Genomic DNA, 17,943 nt, shown 5'->3' on the forward strand with positions numbered 1-17,943 from the left:
ATTCCCCTCTGCTACTGGCTGCTAAAACCTAATTCTTTTAAATATGTGGGTACCTGAGTACCTGTCAGCCGCAGCGAACTGTATTCACGCCGGGCCGGATATGACTTTCTGAGCCAGTCAAAACCTTCGTGCTGCAGATGCAGCCGGAACAGTGCGTCGTCCCGGCGCACATCATATAACAGCCGGGTTAAATTTTGGACATCTAAAAGGCTAAAATTCGAATTTATTTTCAGTTCAGCGAACTGTGGTTCGGGCAATACCTGCTTCAGTGTCAACTGCGGCGGGATCCTTAATTGCTGGCAGAGCGCCTGATACAACATTTCGGTGCCACGCGCTTTGCCCTCGACGCTGTGGCCGGCGATATGGGCTGTGGCAATATCACAGTAAGGAACCAGTTCTTGCAGTATATCCGGTTCATTGGCCCAGACATCCAGCACTAAAGGTCTGTGCAAACCGGACTGGGCCTCCGCCAACAAGGCCTGGTTATTCACCACTTCGCCACGGCAGGCATTGATCAGGGCACAGTTTGCCTTTAACTGCTTCAGTTCCTTGCTGCCGATTAATTGCTCTGTTGGCCAAGGCCCTTGCCTGACCATAGGGACATGCAGGCTCAACAGGTCCACTTGAGGAAGTAACTGCGCCAGATCCAGGTGGGGGAAATCCGGCTCTTGCTCAGCCCTCACCGGGTCGCACTGCAACACCTTCAAGCCCAGCGCCTGCAAACCCCGCACGACCAAACGGCCAATATTGCCAACCCCGACCACCCCGACGGTTTTACTGCCCAAGTCCCACTGGTACTTTTCAGCCAACATAAAGATGCTGCTCAGCACATACTCCAGCACCGACTGTGCATTGCAGCCGGGCGCACTGCTAAAACCAACCGCCTGGTGTTGTAGCGCGGCAACATCGACATGATCGATGCCTATAGTGGCGGTGCCAACAAACTGAAGTTTGGGGCAAGCAGTTATCAGAGCCTGACTGACTTTGGTCACCGAGCGCACCAGCAACACCTCTGCATCCTGCAACTGGACAGGCTGCACTGTGCGCCCCGAGAATAAGCGCACTTCACCCAATTGCGAAAAAAACTCCCGGGCATAAGGCATATTGTCATCAGCATAAATCAGCATAAAAAAAACCTGTCGCAACACGTTGGCCGGCATTGTACTAAATAACCTGAACTCAGGATAAGCAGCACCACCGAATAAGCATCTTTTCGCTCCTTTCTGCGTTGGGCTGTCGAGAGTAAAAAAAGGCGGTGCAGGTTTATCACCGGCACCGCCTTTTCCAGTTTGTGAAAGGGCTGTGTAGGCTCAGCCCAGGTATTTGCTGAATACCAGCGTGGCGTTGGTCCCACCAAAACCGAAGCTGTTGGACATCACAGTGTTCAGTGTGGCTTCGCGGCTCTGAGTCACAATGTTTAAGCCAGCAGCGGCTTCGTCCAGTTGGCCGATATTGATGGAAGGCGCGACAAAGTTATGCTCCATCATCAACACAGAGTAGATAGCTTCATGCACACCAGCTGCCCCTAACGCGTGACCCGTCATGGCTTTGGTCGCACTGATGGCCGGCGACTTACCACCAAATACCTGCTGAATGGCGCCCAGCTCTTTCACATCGCCGACTGGCGTACTGGTGCCATGGGTGTTGATGTAGTCAACAGGCGCGGTTAAGCCCTGCATCGCCATTTGCATACAACGCACAGCGCCTTCGCCACTTGGGGCCACCATGTCGTAACCGTCAGAGGTTGCGCCGTAGCCGACAATCTCAGCATAAATTTTAGCGCCACGGGCCAGGGCGTGTTCCAGCTCTTCAATCACCAGAATACCGCCACCGCCGCTGATCACAAAACCATCGCGGTCGGCATCGTAGGTACGGGATGCTTTGCTTGGGTCGTCGTTGTATTTGGTCGACAGCGCGCCCATCGCATCGAACTCCATCGCCAGAGTCCAGTGCACCTCTTCACCACCACCGGCAAAAATAATGTCCTGCTTGCCCAGTTGGATCAGTTCCAATGCATGGCCGATACAGTGCGCACTGGTGGCACAAGCCGAACTGATGGAGTAATTCACACCTTTAATTTCAAAAGGGGTCGCCAGACAGGCTGAGCAGGTGCTGGACATGGTCTTAGGCACAGCATAAGGCCCCACCCGCTTGACGCCTTTTTCACGCAAGGTGTCTGCGGCCTCAATTTGTGTTTTTGACGAAGCGCCACCTGAGCCCACCACCAGACCAGTCCGGATATTCGACACCTGCTCAGGCGTCAGGCCCGCATCTTCAATGGCCTGCTGCATCGAAATATAAGCATAAGCGGCCGCGTCGCCCATAAAACGCAGGGCTTTGCGGTCAATCAGAGCAGCAGTATCGATGTTGATCTGCCCCCATACCTGAGAGCGCAGCCCCATATCAGCGAATTCCTGAGAAAAGGCGATGCCGGAGCGACCTTGCTGCAACGACGCCAGCACTTCCTGCTGATTGTTGCCAATGCTCGACACTATACCTAACCCTGTGATCACTGCTCTTTTCATGTTGTCTCCAGTCGTGGCCTTCGCCCTTTGCAATCAATTGTCGTCATTGTACGGAGTTTCGTTCAGAAACTGGTCCGCTTTCAGCGCACAGTTGTACACTATTATCGGCTTTGATTGCAGCTGAGTTACAATGACGTCAATTCATGAGAGATTTTTATGACTCAACTGCAACACGCCCAACTGCATTACAACGAAACAGGCACGCCGGTTTCAGATTTATTCGATGATGTGTATTTCTCCAATGACAATGGCTTACTGGAGACAGACTACGTTTTTTTGCAACAAAACCAACTGCCCGCCCGATGGTTTTCTCACCCTAAAGATTTTTTTCATATTTTTGAAACCGGCTTTGGCACCGGGCTGAATTTTCTGCTGACCTGGCAACGTTTTCGCCAGGCTCAGGCCGAAGGCTGCCGCTGTAAACGTCTTTATTTTTCCAGTTTTGAAAAATACCCGCTGCAAAAGTCAGATTTGCAGCAGGCCCTGGCGGCCTGGCCTGCACTGGCTGAACTCAGCGCTGAATTGATTGCTGCTTACCCAGCGGCTTTTCCTGGCCCACAGCGGCTCTGGCTGGATAATGGGGCTGTGGTGCTGGATTTATGGCTGGGTGATGTCAACGCCTTGTTGCCGCAAATACCATCGCAAAATAAAGCCGATGCCTGGTACCTGGACGGATTTGCGCCCAGTAAAAACCCGGATATGTGGCAAGACAGCCTGTTTCAGGGCATGTTCCGGTTAAGCCAGCCTGGCACCACAGTATCGACTTTTACCAGCGCAGGGCTGGTGAAACGCGGCCTGGCGGCTGCAGGTTTTCGTGTGCAAAAAATAAAGGGCTATGGCCGTAAGCGTGAAATGCTGGTGGCTCACCACCCAGAACCTCAGGTGGCCGACCAATCGCAGCCCCAAAGCGCCCTGATTATCGGCGCTGGCCTGGCGGGTCTTTGCAGCGCGGCTATGCTGCATCAGGCAGGCTGGCAGGTCACTGTACTTTGTGCAGACCAGGGGCCTGGCGAGAGCGCCAGCCAGAATCGCCAAGGGGCGCTGTATCCGAATTTGCATGCAGATTACAGTCTGATGTCCGCTTTAAGTACCCAAAGCTTTCAATTTGCCACTCAGTGGTATCGCAGGCTGCAACCAGAGCTGGGTTTTGCAGCTGGCTGGTGTGGCCTGCTGCAATTGGCCTGCAATGATGAATTGGCGCTGCGCCAGCAAAAAATAGCCAGCCGTCCCAGCAACCTCTACCAGGCCGTGAGCGCCACCGAAGCCAGCGGCATCGCCGGACTGCAATTGCCCTTTTCGGCCTTGTATTTCCCGCAAGCTGGCTGGATTTGCCCGCAGCAGTTTTGCCAGACGTTAACCGGATGGCTGCAAAATCAGGGCGTTCGATTTGAATTTAATTGTCAGGTTCGTTCTGTCACGGCAGGAAATGCAGTGAGCAGCCAGGGGGATTTCAGCGCCGATCAGCTGATTTTGACCACGGGCGCACAACTGACCGAGCTTTGGCCCGACGCAGCATTGCCGCAACGTAAAGTCCGCGGCCAGGTCAGCCACATTGAATCAGAAAAAATGCAGGGCTTAAAAACCGTGATTTGCCACAAAGGCTATATCACCCCGGCTGACCAGGGCTTGCATTCCGTAGGTGCGACTTTTGACAGGCAAAGCCCGACGCCGGACCTCAAAGACGAAGACAACCAGCACAATATCAATTTGGTCAATCAGGTGCTGTCTGAACCTGACTGGTTTCGCGATGTGCGGGTTCATTCGGCCAAAGCAGGCATGCGAGCCACAGTGCCGGATCATTTGCCACTACTGGGCGAAGTTGAAGGTATTTGGGTATTGGGCGCACTGGCGGCGCGCGGCTTAACCTGGGCACCTCTTTTGGCCAATAGCCTGAACGCATTATTGTCAGATGAACCTGTTGCGCTGTCACTGCACCAGCTGAAGGCTCTCAGACCCGACCGTTTTCAGCCCAAATAAAAAACCACCGGATGAACCAGTGGTTTTGCATGGCAACACTGGCAGATGCAGCAGGCCTTAAGGCTTCTGCATCTGGATCACGACCCTGCGGTTTTTGGCCCGCCCCAAGGAGGTTTCATTGGACGCCACATGGCGTTTTTCGCCGAAACCTTCCAGCTCAATCCGGCTCTGTTCCAGACCAAAACCAAGCAGAATGTCTTTAATCGCATTGGCGCGTTTAACCGACAACTGCTCGTTCATCCAGCGCCCACCATAGGAGTCGCTGTAGGCATGGATAGAGATGCTTTCAATGCTTTTATCTTCTGCCAGATACTGCGCTATTTGCTGCAACCGCTGCTTTGATGCTTTGGTCAGGTTGTCACCTCCGCTTTCATACGTCAGCACTGTAAACGCAATATCGTCAAAATTAAAAGGCAGCAGCTGGCTTACACACTGGTTAAATTGGTCCATGACCGGCATAAAGCGAATGGGGTTCAACGATGCCGCTATACGGTCAAAGGGGCTATACCAGTCGCTGAAATAGAAGGTCGGGCTGTAGCCTTGCTCCAGCTCTGTAAGCATGGTCCAGCTTTCGGCCTTCCCCAAATCCCCATCAAACTGGCGCAGCACTTTCATGGAGGTAATGGCTTTGGCCTGCTCGCCCGGACGCCAGACTGGCGGCACCGACAACACTTCAGCCAGGCCATAATGATCGGGCAACTTCAGCATATCGAGGCGAAATGACAGGTTCAATTCTTTCCCTGCCACACTGGTAAACAACGCAGCGCCAAAACGTGGAATGTCATGGCGCAATTCACATTGCAGCGGTGTGTTGCTGGCGAGCGACCAACTGGATTGTTCAAGCGTCGCAGAATACTGCCGCAGTCCAGCCATTACCTGGAAGGAGAACAAAGCACACCCTAAAAGCACAACAGTCTTTTGCATAACGGTCCCTAACAGAGCAATTTTAGCCGTTTCAGCCTTAGTCTAAACCATGCTGTCACAAGACGCTGACCGATTTCTTTGGCATAATGCCCGTTCATCATAACAGGACCAGCGTTTTATGACCCAAGCTTTACATCCCTTAGCACAACGTTTTCGGGGATACTTTCCTGTAGTTATCGACGTCGAAACGGCAGGCTTTAATGCAAAAACAGATGCATTGCTGGAAATTGCAGCCACCATGCTGACGATGGATGACGATGGTCAGCTGAAACCGGCGCAAACACTGCACTTTCACATCGAACCTTTTGCTGGCGCCAACCTGGAAGCCAGCTCTCTTGCGTTTAATGGCATAGACCCTTACAACCCGTTACGGGGTGCCGTTTCCGAGCGTGAAGCACTGACCGAAATTTGCAAAGCGGTGCGTAAAGCCCAAAAAGACGCTGGCTGTCAGCGCGCCGTCGTAGTTGCTCACAATGCCGCTTTTGACCAGAGTTTTTTAAATGCCGCCATCGACCGGGTGAAACTGAAACGTTCCCCTTTTCATGCCTTTGTGTCTTTTGACACCACCACACTGGCCGCTCTGGCTTTAGGTCAGACCGTGCTGGCCAAAGCCTGTAAGCAAGCCGGCATTGAGTTTGACAATAAAGAAGCGCACAGTGCCTTGTACGACACAGAACGCACGGCCGAGCTCTTCTGTTACATCGTCAACCGCTGGCATCAATTAGGAGGCTGGCCGGCCCCACTGGTGGCAGTTGACGACGACGATGTGGAGCTCAACCACTCCGAGTTGGCCGAAGCAGACGACTGAGCCAGAAACAGAAAAGGCAGCCAAGGCTGCCTTTTCTCATCAACGGCTGCAATTATTCTGCCGCCGTTTCATCTTGTTTGTACTTGGCTGCCGTTTCTTTGATTAACGGCTGCAGTTCACCACGCTGAAACATTTCCAGCATAATGTCGCAACCGCCGACCAATTCACCTTCCACCCACAGCTGTGGAAAGGTTGGCCAGTTGGCAAACTTGGGTAATTCGGCACGGATATCCGGGTGCTGCAGAATATCGACAAACGCAAAAGGCTCGCCACAGGCAATCAGTGCTTGTGAAGCTTGCGCCGAGAAACCACAACTAGGGAATTTGGGTGACCCTTTCATATAGATAATGATTGGGTTCTCAGCTAACTGCTGTTTAATTTTTTCGATGGTTTCCATCAATCCGCCTCTACAACTACAGGTTGAAAAATTTTTGCCATTTTACGCCGAGTTCTGCCCTTTGCCACTTGAGATTCCAGATTCCGCCCCAACCAAGGTTGAAGCAGACCAAGCTGCAGCGCGCAGAACTTGAGTATTTTAGTCAGGTTTTGTAGTCTACGCGATGCAGACCCCATAAACAACGCCTTTGGAGAATCAGAATGGCTTTCGAATTACCAGCATTACCTTACGCTAAAGACGCTTTATTACCGCATATCTCCCCGGAAACTCTGGACTACCACCATGGCAAACACCACAACGCTTATGTGGTGAAACTGAACACTCTGATTGAAGGCACTGAGTACGCCGGTAAATCACTGGAAGAGATTATTGTTGCGTCCAAACAAGGCCCTGTGTTTAACAATGCAGCCCAAATCTGGAACCATACCTTTTACTGGCACTGTCTGTCGCCACAGGGTGGTGGTGAAGCCACTGGCGCTTTGGGCGATGCCATCAAAGCTAAATGGGGTTCTTTCGCTGCGTTCCAGACCGAGTTTAACGACCGTGCAGTGAACAACTTTGGCTCCAGCTGGACCTGGCTGGTGAAAAAAGCCGACGGCAGCCTGGACATTGTGAACACCAGCAATGCCGGTACCCCAATCACAGAAGCAGGCGTCACGCCAGTTCTGACCGTCGACCTGTGGGAACATGCCTACTACATTGATTTCCGCAACGCCCGCCCCACTTACCTGAACGCCTTCTGGGCTCTGGTCAACTGGGAATTTGCTGCGGCAAATTTTGCCAAGTAAGTTTTACCACCTGAATTAAACCCGGCTTTTGCCGGGTTTTTGCATTTTGGCGCCAGTAAAATTTCAATCGGAACTGCTGCGATAAATACCTAAAGTGTCACTGGACTGATACAAAAAATTTTCAATAATTTCTGTGAATTAGTTGAGCGAAGCCGTTTTTTCCTGTCTAACCTTACAGCAAGATCCCCGTTTTTTTTGTTGCCCTACAGACCAAAACCGGAGGTGCGCTATGGGTATTTTTGAGCACTACAAATCCAGATACGAGGCTGCCCGCGAAGAAGAATACAGCATTCAGGAGTTTCTGGAGCTGTGCAAAAATGACAAAAGCTGTTACGCCAGTGCCGCAGAACGTTTATTGATGGCAATAGGCCAACCTCAGCTCACCGACACAGCGCAGGATCCTAAACTCAGCCGGCTGTTTTCCAACAGAGTCATTGCCCGCTATCCGGCATTTTCCGAATTTTACGGAATGGAAGATGCTATAGAACAAATCGTTTCTTACCTGAAACATTCGGCTCAAGGCTTGGAAGAGCGCAAACAAATTTTGTATTTGCTCGGTCCTGTCGGTGGTGGCAAATCCTCGCTGGCAGAAAAACTCAAAGCCCTGATGCAGCAAATGCCCGTGTATTACCTCAAAGGCTCGCCTGTCTTTGACAGCCCGCTGTGCCTTTTTGACGTCAATGAAGACGGCACTATCCTGGAACAGGAATACGGTATCCCAAAACGTTACCTGCGTCCTATCATGTCCCCTTGGGCCAGCAAGCGTCTGCATGAATTCAACGGCGATATCAGCCAGTTTAAAGTCGTCAAAAAATACCCGTCCATACTGGATCAGATCGCCATTGCTAAAACTGAACCCGGTGATGAAAACAACCAGGATATCGCGTCTCTGGTGGGAAAAGTCGACATCCGCCAACTGGAGCACTTTGCACAGAATGACCCGGATGCTTACAGCTATTCCGGCGCACTGTGCCGCGCGAATCAGGGCCTGATGGAATTTGTTGAAATGTTTAAGGCGCCTATTAAGGTGCTGCACCCGTTGCTGACCGCAACCCAGGAAGGCAATTACAATGGCACTGAAGGGCTGGCTGCCCTGCCTTTTGAAGGCATTATTCTGGCACATAGCAATGAGTCGGAATGGCAGACCTTTCGCAACAACAAAAACAACGAAGCCTTTTTAGACCGCGTTTATATCGTCAAAGTCCCGTACTGCCTGCGGGTCTCCGAGGAAGTCCGTATTTATGAAAAACTGCTGGAGCACAGTGAGCTGACCACGGCCCCCTGTGCGCCGGGCACTCTGACCTCGTTGGCTCAGTTTGCCGTCTTATCCCGGCTGAAAAATCCGGAAAACTCCAGCATCTATTCAAAAATGCGGGTGTATGACGGCGAAAGCCTGAAAGATACCGATCCAAAAGCCAAGTCCTATCAGGAATACCGGGATTACGCCGGAGTGGATGAAGGCATGTCCGGCCTGTCGACCCGTTTTGCCTTTAAAATTCTGTCACGTGTATTTAACTTCGACAGCACCGAAGTCGCCGCTAACCCGGTGCATCTGTTTTATGTGCTGGAGCAGCAAATTGAGCGCGAGCAATTTCCATCGGATGTGGCCGAACGGTACCTGGAACATTTAAAAGGCTATCTGATCCCTAAATACATTGAATTTATCGGCAAGGAAATTCAGACCGCCTATCTGGAATCTTATTCCGAATACGGTCAGAACATTTTTGATCGTTATGTGATTTATGCCGACTTTTGGATCCAGGATCAGGAATACCGCGACCCGGAAACAGGCCAATTGTTTGACAGAGCCGCATTAAACGCCGAACTGGAAAAAATTGAGAAACCAGCTGGCATCAGTAATCCGAAAGATTTTCGCAATGAAATCGTCAACTTTGTACTGCGCGCCAAAGCAAAAAACAACGGGAAAAACCCGACCTGGACCAGCTATGAAAAGCTGCGCACCGTGATTGAGAAAAAAATGTTTTCCAGCACGGAAGAGCTGCTGCCGGTCATTTCATTTAATGCGAAGACCTCGACAGACGATCAGAAGAAACACGATGATTTTGTCGATCGGATGATGGAAAAAGGCTACACCAAAAAACAAGTCCGGCTGTTGTCAGAGTGGTACCTGCGGGTACGGAAGTCCCAATAACGGATCCGAGCTGGAGGTGGTATGGCTCATTTTATTGACAGACGACTCAACGGAAAAAACAAAAGCGCTGTAAACAGACAGCGCTTTATCCGCCGCTACAAGCAACAGATTAAACAGGCGGTGTCCGACGCTATCAGTAAACGCAGTGTGACAGATATCAGCAGTGGTGAAAAAGTTTCGATCCCGGCGAAAGACATTACTGAACCCTTTTTTCATCAGGGCCAGGGCGGCCACCGTGAACGGGTGCATCCGGGCAATGACCAATTCAGCCAGGGCGACAGAGTCAAACGCCCTCAGGGAGGTCAGGGCTCTGGGTCTGGCCAGGGCGATGCCAGTGCTGATGGTGAAGGGGAAGACGATTTTGTGTTTTCAATCTCCAAAGACGAATACCTCGACCTGTTATTTGAAGATTTGGAACTGCCAAACCTGAAAAAAAACCAGCTCGACAAACTGATGCACTACAAAACGGTGCGGGCCGGGTTCCGCTCTGATGGTGTGCCTACCAACATTGATATTGTTCGCTCTTTACAAGGCTCATTAGCGCGGCGGGTCGCGATGACGGCCGGGAAAAAACGTCTGTTACGTCAGCTTGAAGACCAGGTGGAAGCACTGGAGCAAGAACCCGTCCCCGATCAACAAAAGCTGTTGCAATTAAACAAAGACGCTGACGAGCTGAAAAAACGGATCAATGCGGTCCCTTTTATCGACAGTTTCGACCTGCGCTTTCGCAATTACCAAAAGCGCCCGGAGCCAACCAGTAAAGCCGTGATGTTTTGTCTGATGGATGTATCCGGCTCGATGGATCAGGCTACCAAAGATATGGCCAAACGCTTTTATATACTGTTGTATTTGTTTTTGAGCCGCAGCTACAAAAATGTCGATGTGGTCTATATCCGCCACCACACTCAGGCGAAAGAAGTGGATGAACAGGAGTTTTTCTACTCTCAGGAAACAGGGGGCACCATTGTCTCCAGTGCGCTGAAGCTGATGAGTGACATTATTCAGCAGCGCTACGATCCAGCTGAGTGGAATATTTATGCGGCGCAGGCCTCTGATGGAGACAACTGGGCCGATGACAGCCCTCAGTGTGCGGAAATTCTGTCGCGGGAGTTATTGCCTGTAGTGCGCTACTACGCCTACATAGAGATCACGCCAAGACCACACCAAAGCCTGTGGCTGGAGTATGAAAAACTGCAAAGCCGGTTTGAGCATTTTGCCATTCAGCCAATACGACAGCAGGCTGATATTTACCCAGTGTTCCGAGAGTTGTTTCGCAAGAGTGTCAGCCGGCAATCGGCCTGAACCCACAAGGCCGCTCTGGCACTTTGGCGATAAATTGAAAAGGATCCTGTATGAGCGCAGCCAAAAAACGCAAAGCATTGAGCGACGGTCCAGATTGGAGTTTTGAGCTACTGAGCCAATACCAGGCAGAGATAGAGCGTGTGGCCAAATTTTACCAGCTGGATACCTACCCGAATCAAATCGAGGTGATCACAGCTGAGCAAATGATGGACGCTTACTCCAGCGTTGGTATGCCCATTGGCTATAACCACTGGTCTTATGGGAAAAAATTTATTCAGACCGAACAAAACTATAAACGTGGTTTTATGGGGCTGGCGTATGAAATTGTGATCAACTCCAACCCCTGCATCGCCTACCTGATGGAAGAAAATACCGTGACTATGCAAGCATTGGTGATGGCCCATGCCTGTTACGGCCATAATTCCTTTTTCAAAAACAATTACCTGTTCAAAACCTGGACGGATGCATCGTCCATCATTGATTACCTGATGTTTGCCAAAAACTACCTGAGCCAGTGTGAAGAGAAATACGGCATCAGCGAAGTAGAAGATATGCTGGATTCCTGTCACGCCCTGATGAACTATGGCGTAGACAGGTATAAAAGGCCTCAGAAAATATCCATGGACGAAGAGCAGAAACGCCAGCAAGAACGGGAAAGTTACCTGCAATCCCAGGTCAACGATTTATGGCGCACCATTCCTAATAAAGCGGCTTCGGCCCAACCATCGGAACTGCGATTCCCGACAGAACCTCAGGAAAACATACTGTACTTTATCGAAAAAAATGCCCCTTTACTCAAACCCTGGCAACGGGAAGTGGTACGGATAGTACGGAAAATTTCCCAGTATTTTTACCCGCAAAAACAAACGCAGGTGATGAATGAGGGCTGGGCTACGTTCTGGCATTACACCATTTTGCAGCATTTGTATCAGGAAGGGCTGGTGACCGATAAATTTATGCTCGAAGTGCTGCACAATCATACCAATGTGGTATTTCAACCCGAATACAACAGCAAATACTACTCGGGTATTAACCCATATGCCCTTGGTTTTGCGATGTTTACCGATCTGCGCCGCATCTGTGAGCATCCTACCGCAGAAGATAAAGAATGGTTCCCAGACATTGCCGGCAGTCCCTGGCTGGATACCCTGCATTTCGCGATGCAAAACTTTAAGGATGAAAGCTTTATCAGCCAGTACCTGTCACCTAAAGTGATCCGCGATTTTCACCTGTTTGCCATTGTCGACGATGATCAGGACAATATGCTGGAAATAGCCGCCATCCACAATGCTGAGGGGTATCAGAAAATCAGGCAGACCTTATCAGCGCAATACAACCTGAGCTCAATTGAACCCAATATCCAGGTGTATTCTGCAGATATCAGCGGTGACCGCTCGTTAACACTGCGCTTTGTGCCAAACCGGCGGGTGCCGCTGGCAGAAAACTTTCAGGAGGTGCTGAAGCACCTGCACCGCCTCTGGGGTTTTAATGTGCAGTTGGAGCAACAAAACGACGATGGCTCGGTACAGTTGCTCGGCAGTTGCCCGGTTTAGTCGTCAGTCTGTGCCAGCTATGGTCACCTTGTTACGGCCACCGGCTTTGGACTGATACAAGGCTTTGTCCGCCAGTTCGATCCAATCCCTGTACTGCTGCATATTGGCTTTGTATTCGCCAATACCAATACTGACTGTGACATTGAGCAATTGCTGATTAAATTCAATCTGCATGGCTTCGACATTTTTACGCAGTCGTTCCGCAAAAAACAAAGCCTGATCAGCCGATGTATCCACCAGTAATACCGCAAACTCTTCACCACCGTAACGACCAGCAATATCGGTGGAACGCAGGTTTTTCTTCACCGCTGCCGCCGTTTGTTTGATCACGGCATCCCCAGCCGCATGGCCATAGGTGTCGTTGACCCGTTTAAAATGGTCTATATCGACCATCAGTAAGGTGCTGCGATGACCACTGCGTTTGGTCCGCCGGAATTCATTAATCAGCGCATCTTCCCAGGCGCCGCGGTTGTGCAGGCCAGTCAGAAAATCGGTTTTGGACAAGGTGCGCAGCTGGCCATTCATCGACTCCAGTTCCAGCCGGCTGACCGCCACATCCGTTACATCATAAATAATGATGCATAAATGCGTGACAGCGCCCCGGGTATCGGTCAGTGGGAAAATAGTGCAGTTCTGATACATATATTCCGCAGAACCAGTGATAGGACGGTAGTTACGGAACTTAAAGATATAAGGTCGCTGTTCCCAAATGGTGAAAGCGCGGTTCTTCAGCAAAATCACCGGGTCACATTTTCGCCGCAGCCAGTCTTCATCTATTTCAGAGAATAAATCAAAGAGGTAACGATCCCGCACCTGACGTGGAGTCAGGCCACTGTGGTTTTCCATAAAGCCATTCCACACCTGAATACGGTAATCGGCGGTCAGCACCACCAAACCAACATCCACGGTCTGGAACATATCCATCAGCCAATGAACTTCAGCGACATCTGTAGTGATCTGCGACATACAGCTTACTCTTCCAACAAAAATTCGACTTTATAATTCAGGGTTTTCAGACTGTCTTCGGTAAACAACAATAACAAATCACAGCTAATGTCGTAATGTTCTATGCCATAGCTGATTTCAATAGCCAGCGTTTTGCGCCAGCGCTTGGCGTTGGTTTTGATCAGTTCAGCCACTGGCATATGTTGCCCCAACACGACGGGATGGCCCTGACTGAAACTCATATCAATTTGTTCCGCCAGACCTTTGAGCACAGCACCAATCAAAATATTGGCAATGTCCATCAGCAACTCTAACTCCACCTGAGTGGTCAGCTCGCCTTCAAACTGCATCAGACGGGCAATTTCTTTAAAGCTGGAGTCATTCAGAATCAGCAGAGCCTCACCAGCAACACCACCACCGATAAACCCCTGACACACGGCTGAGGTACTTTCTTTTTGTTCAACAGAGGCCAGCGCCATATGCAGCTCACTGACTTCGATCAGATTGACATTGGGGATAGGCAATTTGACAAATACATTCAACAAACGGGCAAGTAAATCCCCCGCCTGTCCCATCGCCACATTGCTCAGTTCCTGAAACACATCCCGTAATTCGGCAGAGAGTTGTACATCTGACGATGCCCCTCTGGGGCGGGGACTCACCGCCGTTTCTGACGTTTGGCCTGGCTGGCTGAGCTGGGCTGGCAAACTGGCCAGCACTTGCTGGAGTTTATGCTGATCCACAGGTTTTTTGATAAAATCCAGCGCGCCAAACGCCATCACCCGTTCCCTGGCCTCAGGCTGAATATCTCCGGAAACCACTATGGTCCGCACCTGTAGTTTTTGCTGCTGAATAGCGGCCAAGACCTGATACCCGTCCAGTACCGGCATATTCAAGTCAAGGAACAGCAATTCGATGGGCTGGCGTTTTAGAATATCCAAGGCTTCAGCGCCGTGGCCAGCAAAATGCAACTGATTTTGCCATTCAGCCGGCAACACACGGGCCATTTGTTTACGGGCAAGGTTAGAGTCGTCACAGATTAAAACTGCAGCTACCATGTAAGGCTCTTTGTCTGGCTGGTTAATTTCAGTGTAGTCAGAAACCAATTGCTTGGCGAGTAGTCATAGAGGCTCTAGTATCTGACAAAAAATGAGCAAAACCTACAAAATTTTATCATTTGTGACAAATTTAACCAAGGAAGCTGCACCAATGACGATTCGATTGATAAAAACAATAACATTTTGTGCTTTATTCAGCGCTGGAACTCAAGCCGTCGATTTAAACGCCAGCTTACCTGTCCGGTTGTCAGAAGTGAAAGTGGGTACAAAAGCCGTGGAATTACAGGGCCATCCGGTCCAGCTGCAACAACAGGCGCCGGATTTTCAGGTGGTCAACAACAACTTTAAAAAAATAAAACTGAGTGATTTCAAAGGGAAAACAGTGTTGATCAGTGTGGTCCCCAGCGTGGATACAGGCATATGTTCACTGCAGACCAAACGTTTTAATCAGGAAGTGGCCAGCGCAGACCCAAATGTGGTCATGCTGACCATTTCCACAGATTTGCCATTTGCCCAGAAGCGTTATTGTCAGGCGGAAAAAATTGACCAACTGCAGGTGCTGTCTGATGCAGTCTGGCGCGACTTCGGCAGCAACTACGGCTTACTGATCAAAGACATGGGCATACTCGCCAGGGCCGTGTTGATTGTCGACACCCAAGGTAATCTGGCTTATCAACAGCTGGTTCCAGAACTGGCCAAAGAACCGGACTATGCCCACAGTCTGGCCGCGCTGAAACAAATTGCCGGTAAAAAATCCTGAATTTTCCCTCTTGAAATTTCTCTGGCCGGACATACAAAGGTTACAGGTGGCCAGCTTGGCACCTGTAACCTGCTCGTTCAATTGAAGAGCATAATTAACAAATTGCCTGAAGAGGAATATGTCATGAGCAACTTAGATTTCAGCCCATTCTACCGTTCATTTATTGGTTTTGATCACCTGGCAAACCTGATGGACGCTGCAGTGCGTAACGAAAAACAACCGGCTTACCCGCCTTACAATATTGAAGTAACGGGTGAAGATCAGTACCGCATTACCATGGCGATTGCTGGCTTTGGCGAAGACGAGCTGTCGATCGAAACCGAACATAATACCTTGCTGGTGAAAGGCCAGCGTGCCGATAAAACCGAAGGCCGCCGCTTTTTGCATCAAGGCATTGCCGAACGTAACTTCGAGCGTAAGTTCCAGTTATCGGATTACATCAAAGTAACGGGGGCCTCTGTGGCGAACGGCTTGTTGCATATCGAGTTAGTGCGCGAAGTGCCTGAAGCACTGAAACCGCGCAAAATTGCCATCAGCAATGGCAGCAGCACCACGCTGAACAGCAGCACTCCGGCTTTGGCTCAGGTCAGCAACGCCTGATCGGCTAAAAACTTCAGTATCCCGGAGTTCACCAACTCCGGCTGTGAAACGGGCCCCATATGGCCCGTTTCTGTTTCAAGCCATTCAGACTGCACCAAAACAGAGTGCAGCAGCTCACTGATCCGCCTGGCGCTGCATCTGCTGTGTTTGCCAGTCATCAACAATACTGGGCACGCTATGGCGTTTTGGTAGTCAGCCAGAGTCGCAGGCTCACTGATCAAGGCTTCAAAATCCGCACCAACTTTCCAGACCTGAGACGCCATTTTGTCCTGCATCACCTGTGGCAATGCGGCAAAATAACCCGGCTGTTGCCAGTAATCGACAAAGAGTTCTGCCGCCTGCAACGCGGAGCAATCCGTCATCTTTGCACTCAGGCTCTGCACTTCCTGCAACAGCTGCCTGGCTTCAAGGTCCTGCTCCTTTGCCAACAAATGAAAAGCCACAGGCTCAAACAGGACCAATGCGTTGATTTGCTTTGGATAATAACGCGCCAGATGCAAGGCCAGCGCCCCACCATAACTGTGGCCGATCAGACTCACGGAGCCCGCCTGCTGTTGTTCCAGCCATGGCGTCACTGCGGCCGCTTCCTGAGCCAGGCTAAAAGGCCGTGTCAGCTCCGCAGCGGCGGCGCCATAGCCAAGCAAATCCGGAGTATGGCATTCATAGCCCGGCCAATGCCGTTTTAATGCCTGCCATTGCCGGCCACTGGACAATGAACTGTGTAACATCAGCACCGGCATTTAACGCACCAACAGCAGCACAGCAGCCACAAGCAGCGCTGCGAAGGTCAGAATCATGCCCAGCAGACGGGCAGCGGTGGTGCCAGAACTTTTCAGTAACCCCAGCATATGCAATACGCGGCCAACCAGGCCGAGCCCACCTATTAAATGCAACTGCCACCCTGGCGCCTGGCCCGCTTCAAGTAAAGCCAGCAGCAGCAACAGCAAAGGCACATACTCAGCAAAATTACCGTGAATACGGATAGCTTTGAGCAGCTCAGGCTGGTTCTTATCTCCCAGGCCGATTTTGTGTTTCACCCGTTGCCGGATGACATAAGCAGCCAGAGCCACATACATCAGCGTCAACAGCGCCGCATACACCGAAGTAACCACAAAACTCATCATGACCACCCTTGCAATTGTTGTTGGACTATCGCAGCAAACACCCCAATGTGAGCAGGGCTGTCATTCAAAGCTGCTATATACTGGTAGCTTTCGCCACCCGCGTGCAGGAAAATTTCTTTGTTCTCCACAGCCAGCTCTTCGAGAGTTTCCAGGCAATCAGCTGCAAAAGCCGGGCTCAGCACCTGTAAGCCTTTAATACCCTGGGCCGGCAACGTCTCCAGTAACTGATCGGTGTAAGGTTGCAGCCATTGTTCTTTCCCTACTCTGGATTGAAAACTGACAATCACTTTTTCCTGTGGCCAGTTTAAATCTTCAGCCAGCTGTGCCGCGGTTTCAAAACAGTGCTTTTCATAAGGATCTCCCAGCTCAACAAAACGTTTGGGAATACCGTGAAAAGACAACAGCAGTGCATCGGCCTGGCCATGCTCCTGCCAATGGTGACGGACAGACTCCGCCAGCGCCTGACGGTACAGTGGATGCCGGTGATAATGTTTGTGAAAGCGGATTTCCGGCTGGTCGCGGCAACTGCGTAAAAAGGCGCCAACCTGGTCGGACACCGCCGCAGTGGTCGTCGCTGAATACTGAGGGTACAGCGGTAACACCACAATACGCTGCACACCTTGTTCTGTCAGCTTTTGCAGCACATGACCAATCGCAGGTTCACCATAAGTCATGGCATAACAGACTTTGATGGGCAGTTGTTGCTGCAAGGCGTCCACCTGACGCTCGGTGATCACCCGCAGCGGTGAACCTTCAGGCCACCAGATGGACTGGTAAGCCTTGGCCACTTTACGGCTGCGAAATGGCAAAATAGCCAGTTGCAAAATAGGTTGCCAGAGAATATCCGGGTAATCTACCACCCGTTTATCCGACAAAAACTGTTTCAGATAAGCTTTGATTGCCGGTACTTCAGGCGCAGCCGGTGTGCCCAGATTTACCAGCACCACCGCATAATCCGAATGAGATAGCTGTTGAGTTGTCATGTATGGTCCCGTAAAAAAGCCCACTCGAAGTGGGCTTTTTCTGAAGA

The 17,943-nt window shown here is 50.8% G+C and carries 17 protein-coding genes; 8 read left to right on the top strand and 9 right to left on the bottom strand.

The annotated features are described in order from the left end of the window. Positions 1 to 11 precede the first annotated feature (11 nt). Both WKJ04_RS12460 and fabB read right to left on the bottom strand, forming a co-directional pair. Positions 12 to 1,127 (bottom strand): 4-phosphoerythronate dehydrogenase, encoded by a 1,116-nt coding sequence (locus tag WKJ04_RS12460; RefSeq protein WP_337880704.1) that lies wholly within the window; start codon positions 1,125 to 1,127, stop codon positions 12 to 14. 183 nt (positions 1,128 to 1,310) lie between these two features. Next, complete coding sequence (gene fabB / locus WKJ04_RS12465) at positions 1,311 to 2,525, bottom strand: beta-ketoacyl-ACP synthase I (RefSeq protein ID WP_337880705.1); 1,215 nt, start codon at positions 2,523 to 2,525, stop codon at positions 1,311 to 1,313. Between the two features lie 156 nt (positions 2,526 to 2,681). Between fabB and mnmC the strand changes: the two genes are divergently transcribed. Continuing rightward, positions 2,682 to 4,502 (top strand): bifunctional tRNA (5-methylaminomethyl-2-thiouridine)(34)-methyltransferase MnmD/FAD-dependent 5-carboxymethylaminomethyl-2-thiouridine(34) oxidoreductase MnmC, encoded by a 1,821-nt coding sequence (gene mnmC / locus WKJ04_RS12470; RefSeq protein WP_337880706.1) that lies wholly within the window; start codon positions 2,682 to 2,684, stop codon positions 4,500 to 4,502. A 57-nt stretch (positions 4,503 to 4,559) separates the two neighbouring features. Here mnmC and WKJ04_RS12475 read toward each other — a convergent pair whose 3' ends face one another. Then, positions 4,560 to 5,426, bottom strand: coding sequence for an OmpA family protein (locus WKJ04_RS12475; protein ID WP_337880707.1), 867 nt, complete (start codon positions 5,424 to 5,426; stop codon positions 4,560 to 4,562). A gap of 118 nt (positions 5,427 to 5,544) precedes the next feature. Between WKJ04_RS12475 and rnt the strand changes: the two genes are divergently transcribed. After that, a complete protein-coding gene (rnt, locus tag WKJ04_RS12480; RefSeq protein WP_337880708.1) occupies positions 5,545 to 6,234 on the top strand; it encodes a ribonuclease T in 690 nt (229 codons plus the stop codon). Between the two features lie 52 nt (positions 6,235 to 6,286). Here rnt and WKJ04_RS12485 read toward each other — a convergent pair whose 3' ends face one another. Continuing rightward, positions 6,287 to 6,634 (bottom strand): Grx4 family monothiol glutaredoxin, encoded by a 348-nt coding sequence (locus WKJ04_RS12485; RefSeq protein WP_337841201.1) that lies wholly within the window; start codon positions 6,632 to 6,634, stop codon positions 6,287 to 6,289. 197 nt (positions 6,635 to 6,831) lie between these two features. Here WKJ04_RS12485 and WKJ04_RS12490 point away from each other — a divergent pair, with 197 nt between their 5' ends. The 4 genes from WKJ04_RS12490 (at position 6,832) to WKJ04_RS12505 (ending at position 12,426) form a co-directional block, all read left to right on the top strand. Beyond that, positions 6,832 to 7,419 (top strand): Fe-Mn family superoxide dismutase, encoded by a 588-nt coding sequence (locus WKJ04_RS12490; RefSeq protein ID WP_337880709.1) that lies wholly within the window; start codon positions 6,832 to 6,834, stop codon positions 7,417 to 7,419. A 229-nt stretch (positions 7,420 to 7,648) separates the two neighbouring features. Continuing rightward, the gene (locus WKJ04_RS12495; protein ID WP_337841203.1) at positions 7,649 to 9,571 is read left to right on the top strand and encodes a PrkA family serine protein kinase; all 1,923 of its coding nucleotides are present in this window, start codon (positions 7,649 to 7,651) and stop codon (positions 9,569 to 9,571) included. Positions 9,572 to 9,592: 21 nt separating this feature from the next. Continuing rightward, the gene (locus WKJ04_RS12500; RefSeq protein ID WP_337880710.1) at positions 9,593 to 10,873 is read left to right on the top strand and encodes a YeaH/YhbH family protein; all 1,281 of its coding nucleotides are present in this window, start codon (positions 9,593 to 9,595) and stop codon (positions 10,871 to 10,873) included. Between the two features lie 50 nt (positions 10,874 to 10,923). Then, the gene (locus tag WKJ04_RS12505; RefSeq protein WP_337841205.1) at positions 10,924 to 12,426 is read left to right on the top strand and encodes a SpoVR family protein; all 1,503 of its coding nucleotides are present in this window, start codon (positions 10,924 to 10,926) and stop codon (positions 12,424 to 12,426) included. 3 nt (positions 12,427 to 12,429) lie between these two features. Here WKJ04_RS12505 and WKJ04_RS12510 read toward each other — a convergent pair whose 3' ends face one another. Then, on the bottom strand, positions 12,430 to 13,392 hold the full coding sequence (locus WKJ04_RS12510; RefSeq protein ID WP_337880711.1) for a sensor domain-containing diguanylate cyclase: 963 nt from the start codon (positions 13,390 to 13,392) through the stop codon (positions 12,430 to 12,432). 5 nt (positions 13,393 to 13,397) lie between these two features. Further along, positions 13,398 to 14,429: a response regulator gene (locus tag WKJ04_RS12515; RefSeq protein WP_337880712.1), complete on the bottom strand. Its 1,032-nt coding sequence runs from the start codon at positions 14,427 to 14,429 to the stop codon at positions 13,398 to 13,400. Between the two features lie 151 nt (positions 14,430 to 14,580). Here WKJ04_RS12515 and tpx point away from each other — a divergent pair, with 151 nt between their 5' ends. Together tpx and WKJ04_RS12525 are read left to right on the top strand one after the other, a co-directional pair. Continuing rightward, a complete protein-coding gene (gene tpx, locus WKJ04_RS12520; protein WP_337841208.1) occupies positions 14,581 to 15,189 on the top strand; it encodes a thiol peroxidase in 609 nt (202 codons plus the stop codon). Positions 15,190 to 15,312: 123 nt separating this feature from the next. Further along, positions 15,313 to 15,789: an Hsp20 family protein gene (locus tag WKJ04_RS12525; protein ID WP_337841209.1), complete on the top strand. Its 477-nt coding sequence runs from the start codon at positions 15,313 to 15,315 to the stop codon at positions 15,787 to 15,789. On the opposite strand, the gene WKJ04_RS12530 is transcribed toward WKJ04_RS12525, so the two are convergent. From WKJ04_RS12530 to hemH, 3 genes are read right to left on the bottom strand one after another with little or no spacing between them, the layout of a single operon-like run. Next, positions 15,771 to 16,529, bottom strand: coding sequence for an alpha/beta hydrolase (locus WKJ04_RS12530; protein WP_337880713.1), 759 nt, complete (start codon positions 16,527 to 16,529; stop codon positions 15,771 to 15,773). The genes WKJ04_RS12525 and WKJ04_RS12530 overlap by 19 nt on opposite strands. Then, positions 16,530 to 16,910 (bottom strand): MAPEG family protein, encoded by a 381-nt coding sequence (locus tag WKJ04_RS12535; RefSeq protein WP_337880714.1) that lies wholly within the window; start codon positions 16,908 to 16,910, stop codon positions 16,530 to 16,532. Next, a complete protein-coding gene (gene hemH / locus WKJ04_RS12540; protein WP_337880715.1) occupies positions 16,910 to 17,896 on the bottom strand; it encodes a ferrochelatase in 987 nt (328 codons plus the stop codon). Before hemH ends, WKJ04_RS12535 begins: the two co-directional genes overlap by 1 nt. Positions 17,897 to 17,943: the final 47 nt, after the last annotated feature.

Origin of the sequence: Rheinheimera sp., from assembly GCF_037442345.1 — a bacterium.
In the GTDB taxonomy this organism is placed as follows: Bacteria; Pseudomonadota; Gammaproteobacteria; order Enterobacterales; family Alteromonadaceae; genus Pararheinheimera.

Bases quoted from the DNA above. Each gene is read 5' to 3' on its own strand.
- WKJ04_RS12460 (WP_337880704.1), bottom strand. From the start codon at position 1,127: ATGCTGATTTATGCTGATGACAATATGCCTTATGCCCGGGAGTTTTTT.
- fabB (WP_337880705.1), bottom strand. From the start codon at position 2,525: ATGAAAAGAGCAGTGATCACAGGGTTAGGTATAGTGTCGAGCATTGGC.
- mnmC (WP_337880706.1), top strand. From the start codon at position 2,682: ATGACTCAACTGCAACACGCCCAACTGCATTACAACGAAACAGGCACG.
- WKJ04_RS12475 (WP_337880707.1), bottom strand. From the start codon at position 5,426: ATGCAAAAGACTGTTGTGCTTTTAGGGTGTGCTTTGTTCTCCTTCCAG.
- rnt (WP_337880708.1), top strand. From the start codon at position 5,545: ATGACCCAAGCTTTACATCCCTTAGCACAACGTTTTCGGGGATACTTT.
- WKJ04_RS12490 (WP_337880709.1), top strand. From the start codon at position 6,832: ATGGCTTTCGAATTACCAGCATTACCTTACGCTAAAGACGCTTTATTA.
- WKJ04_RS12495 (WP_337841203.1), top strand. From the start codon at position 7,649: ATGGGTATTTTTGAGCACTACAAATCCAGATACGAGGCTGCCCGCGAA.
- WKJ04_RS12500 (WP_337880710.1), top strand. From the start codon at position 9,593: ATGGCTCATTTTATTGACAGACGACTCAACGGAAAAAACAAAAGCGCT.
- WKJ04_RS12505 (WP_337841205.1), top strand. From the start codon at position 10,924: ATGAGCGCAGCCAAAAAACGCAAAGCATTGAGCGACGGTCCAGATTGG.
- WKJ04_RS12510 (WP_337880711.1), bottom strand. From the start codon at position 13,392: ATGTCGCAGATCACTACAGATGTCGCTGAAGTTCATTGGCTGATGGAT.
- WKJ04_RS12515 (WP_337880712.1), bottom strand. From the start codon at position 14,429: ATGGTAGCTGCAGTTTTAATCTGTGACGACTCTAACCTTGCCCGTAAA.
- tpx (WP_337841208.1), top strand. From the start codon at position 14,581: ATGACGATTCGATTGATAAAAACAATAACATTTTGTGCTTTATTCAGC.
- WKJ04_RS12525 (WP_337841209.1), top strand. From the start codon at position 15,313: ATGAGCAACTTAGATTTCAGCCCATTCTACCGTTCATTTATTGGTTTT.
- WKJ04_RS12530 (WP_337880713.1), bottom strand. From the start codon at position 16,529: ATGCCGGTGCTGATGTTACACAGTTCATTGTCCAGTGGCCGGCAATGG.
- WKJ04_RS12535 (WP_337880714.1), bottom strand. From the start codon at position 16,910: ATGAGTTTTGTGGTTACTTCGGTGTATGCGGCGCTGTTGACGCTGATG.
- hemH (WP_337880715.1), bottom strand. From the start codon at position 17,896: ATGACAACTCAACAGCTATCTCATTCGGATTATGCGGTGGTGCTGGTA.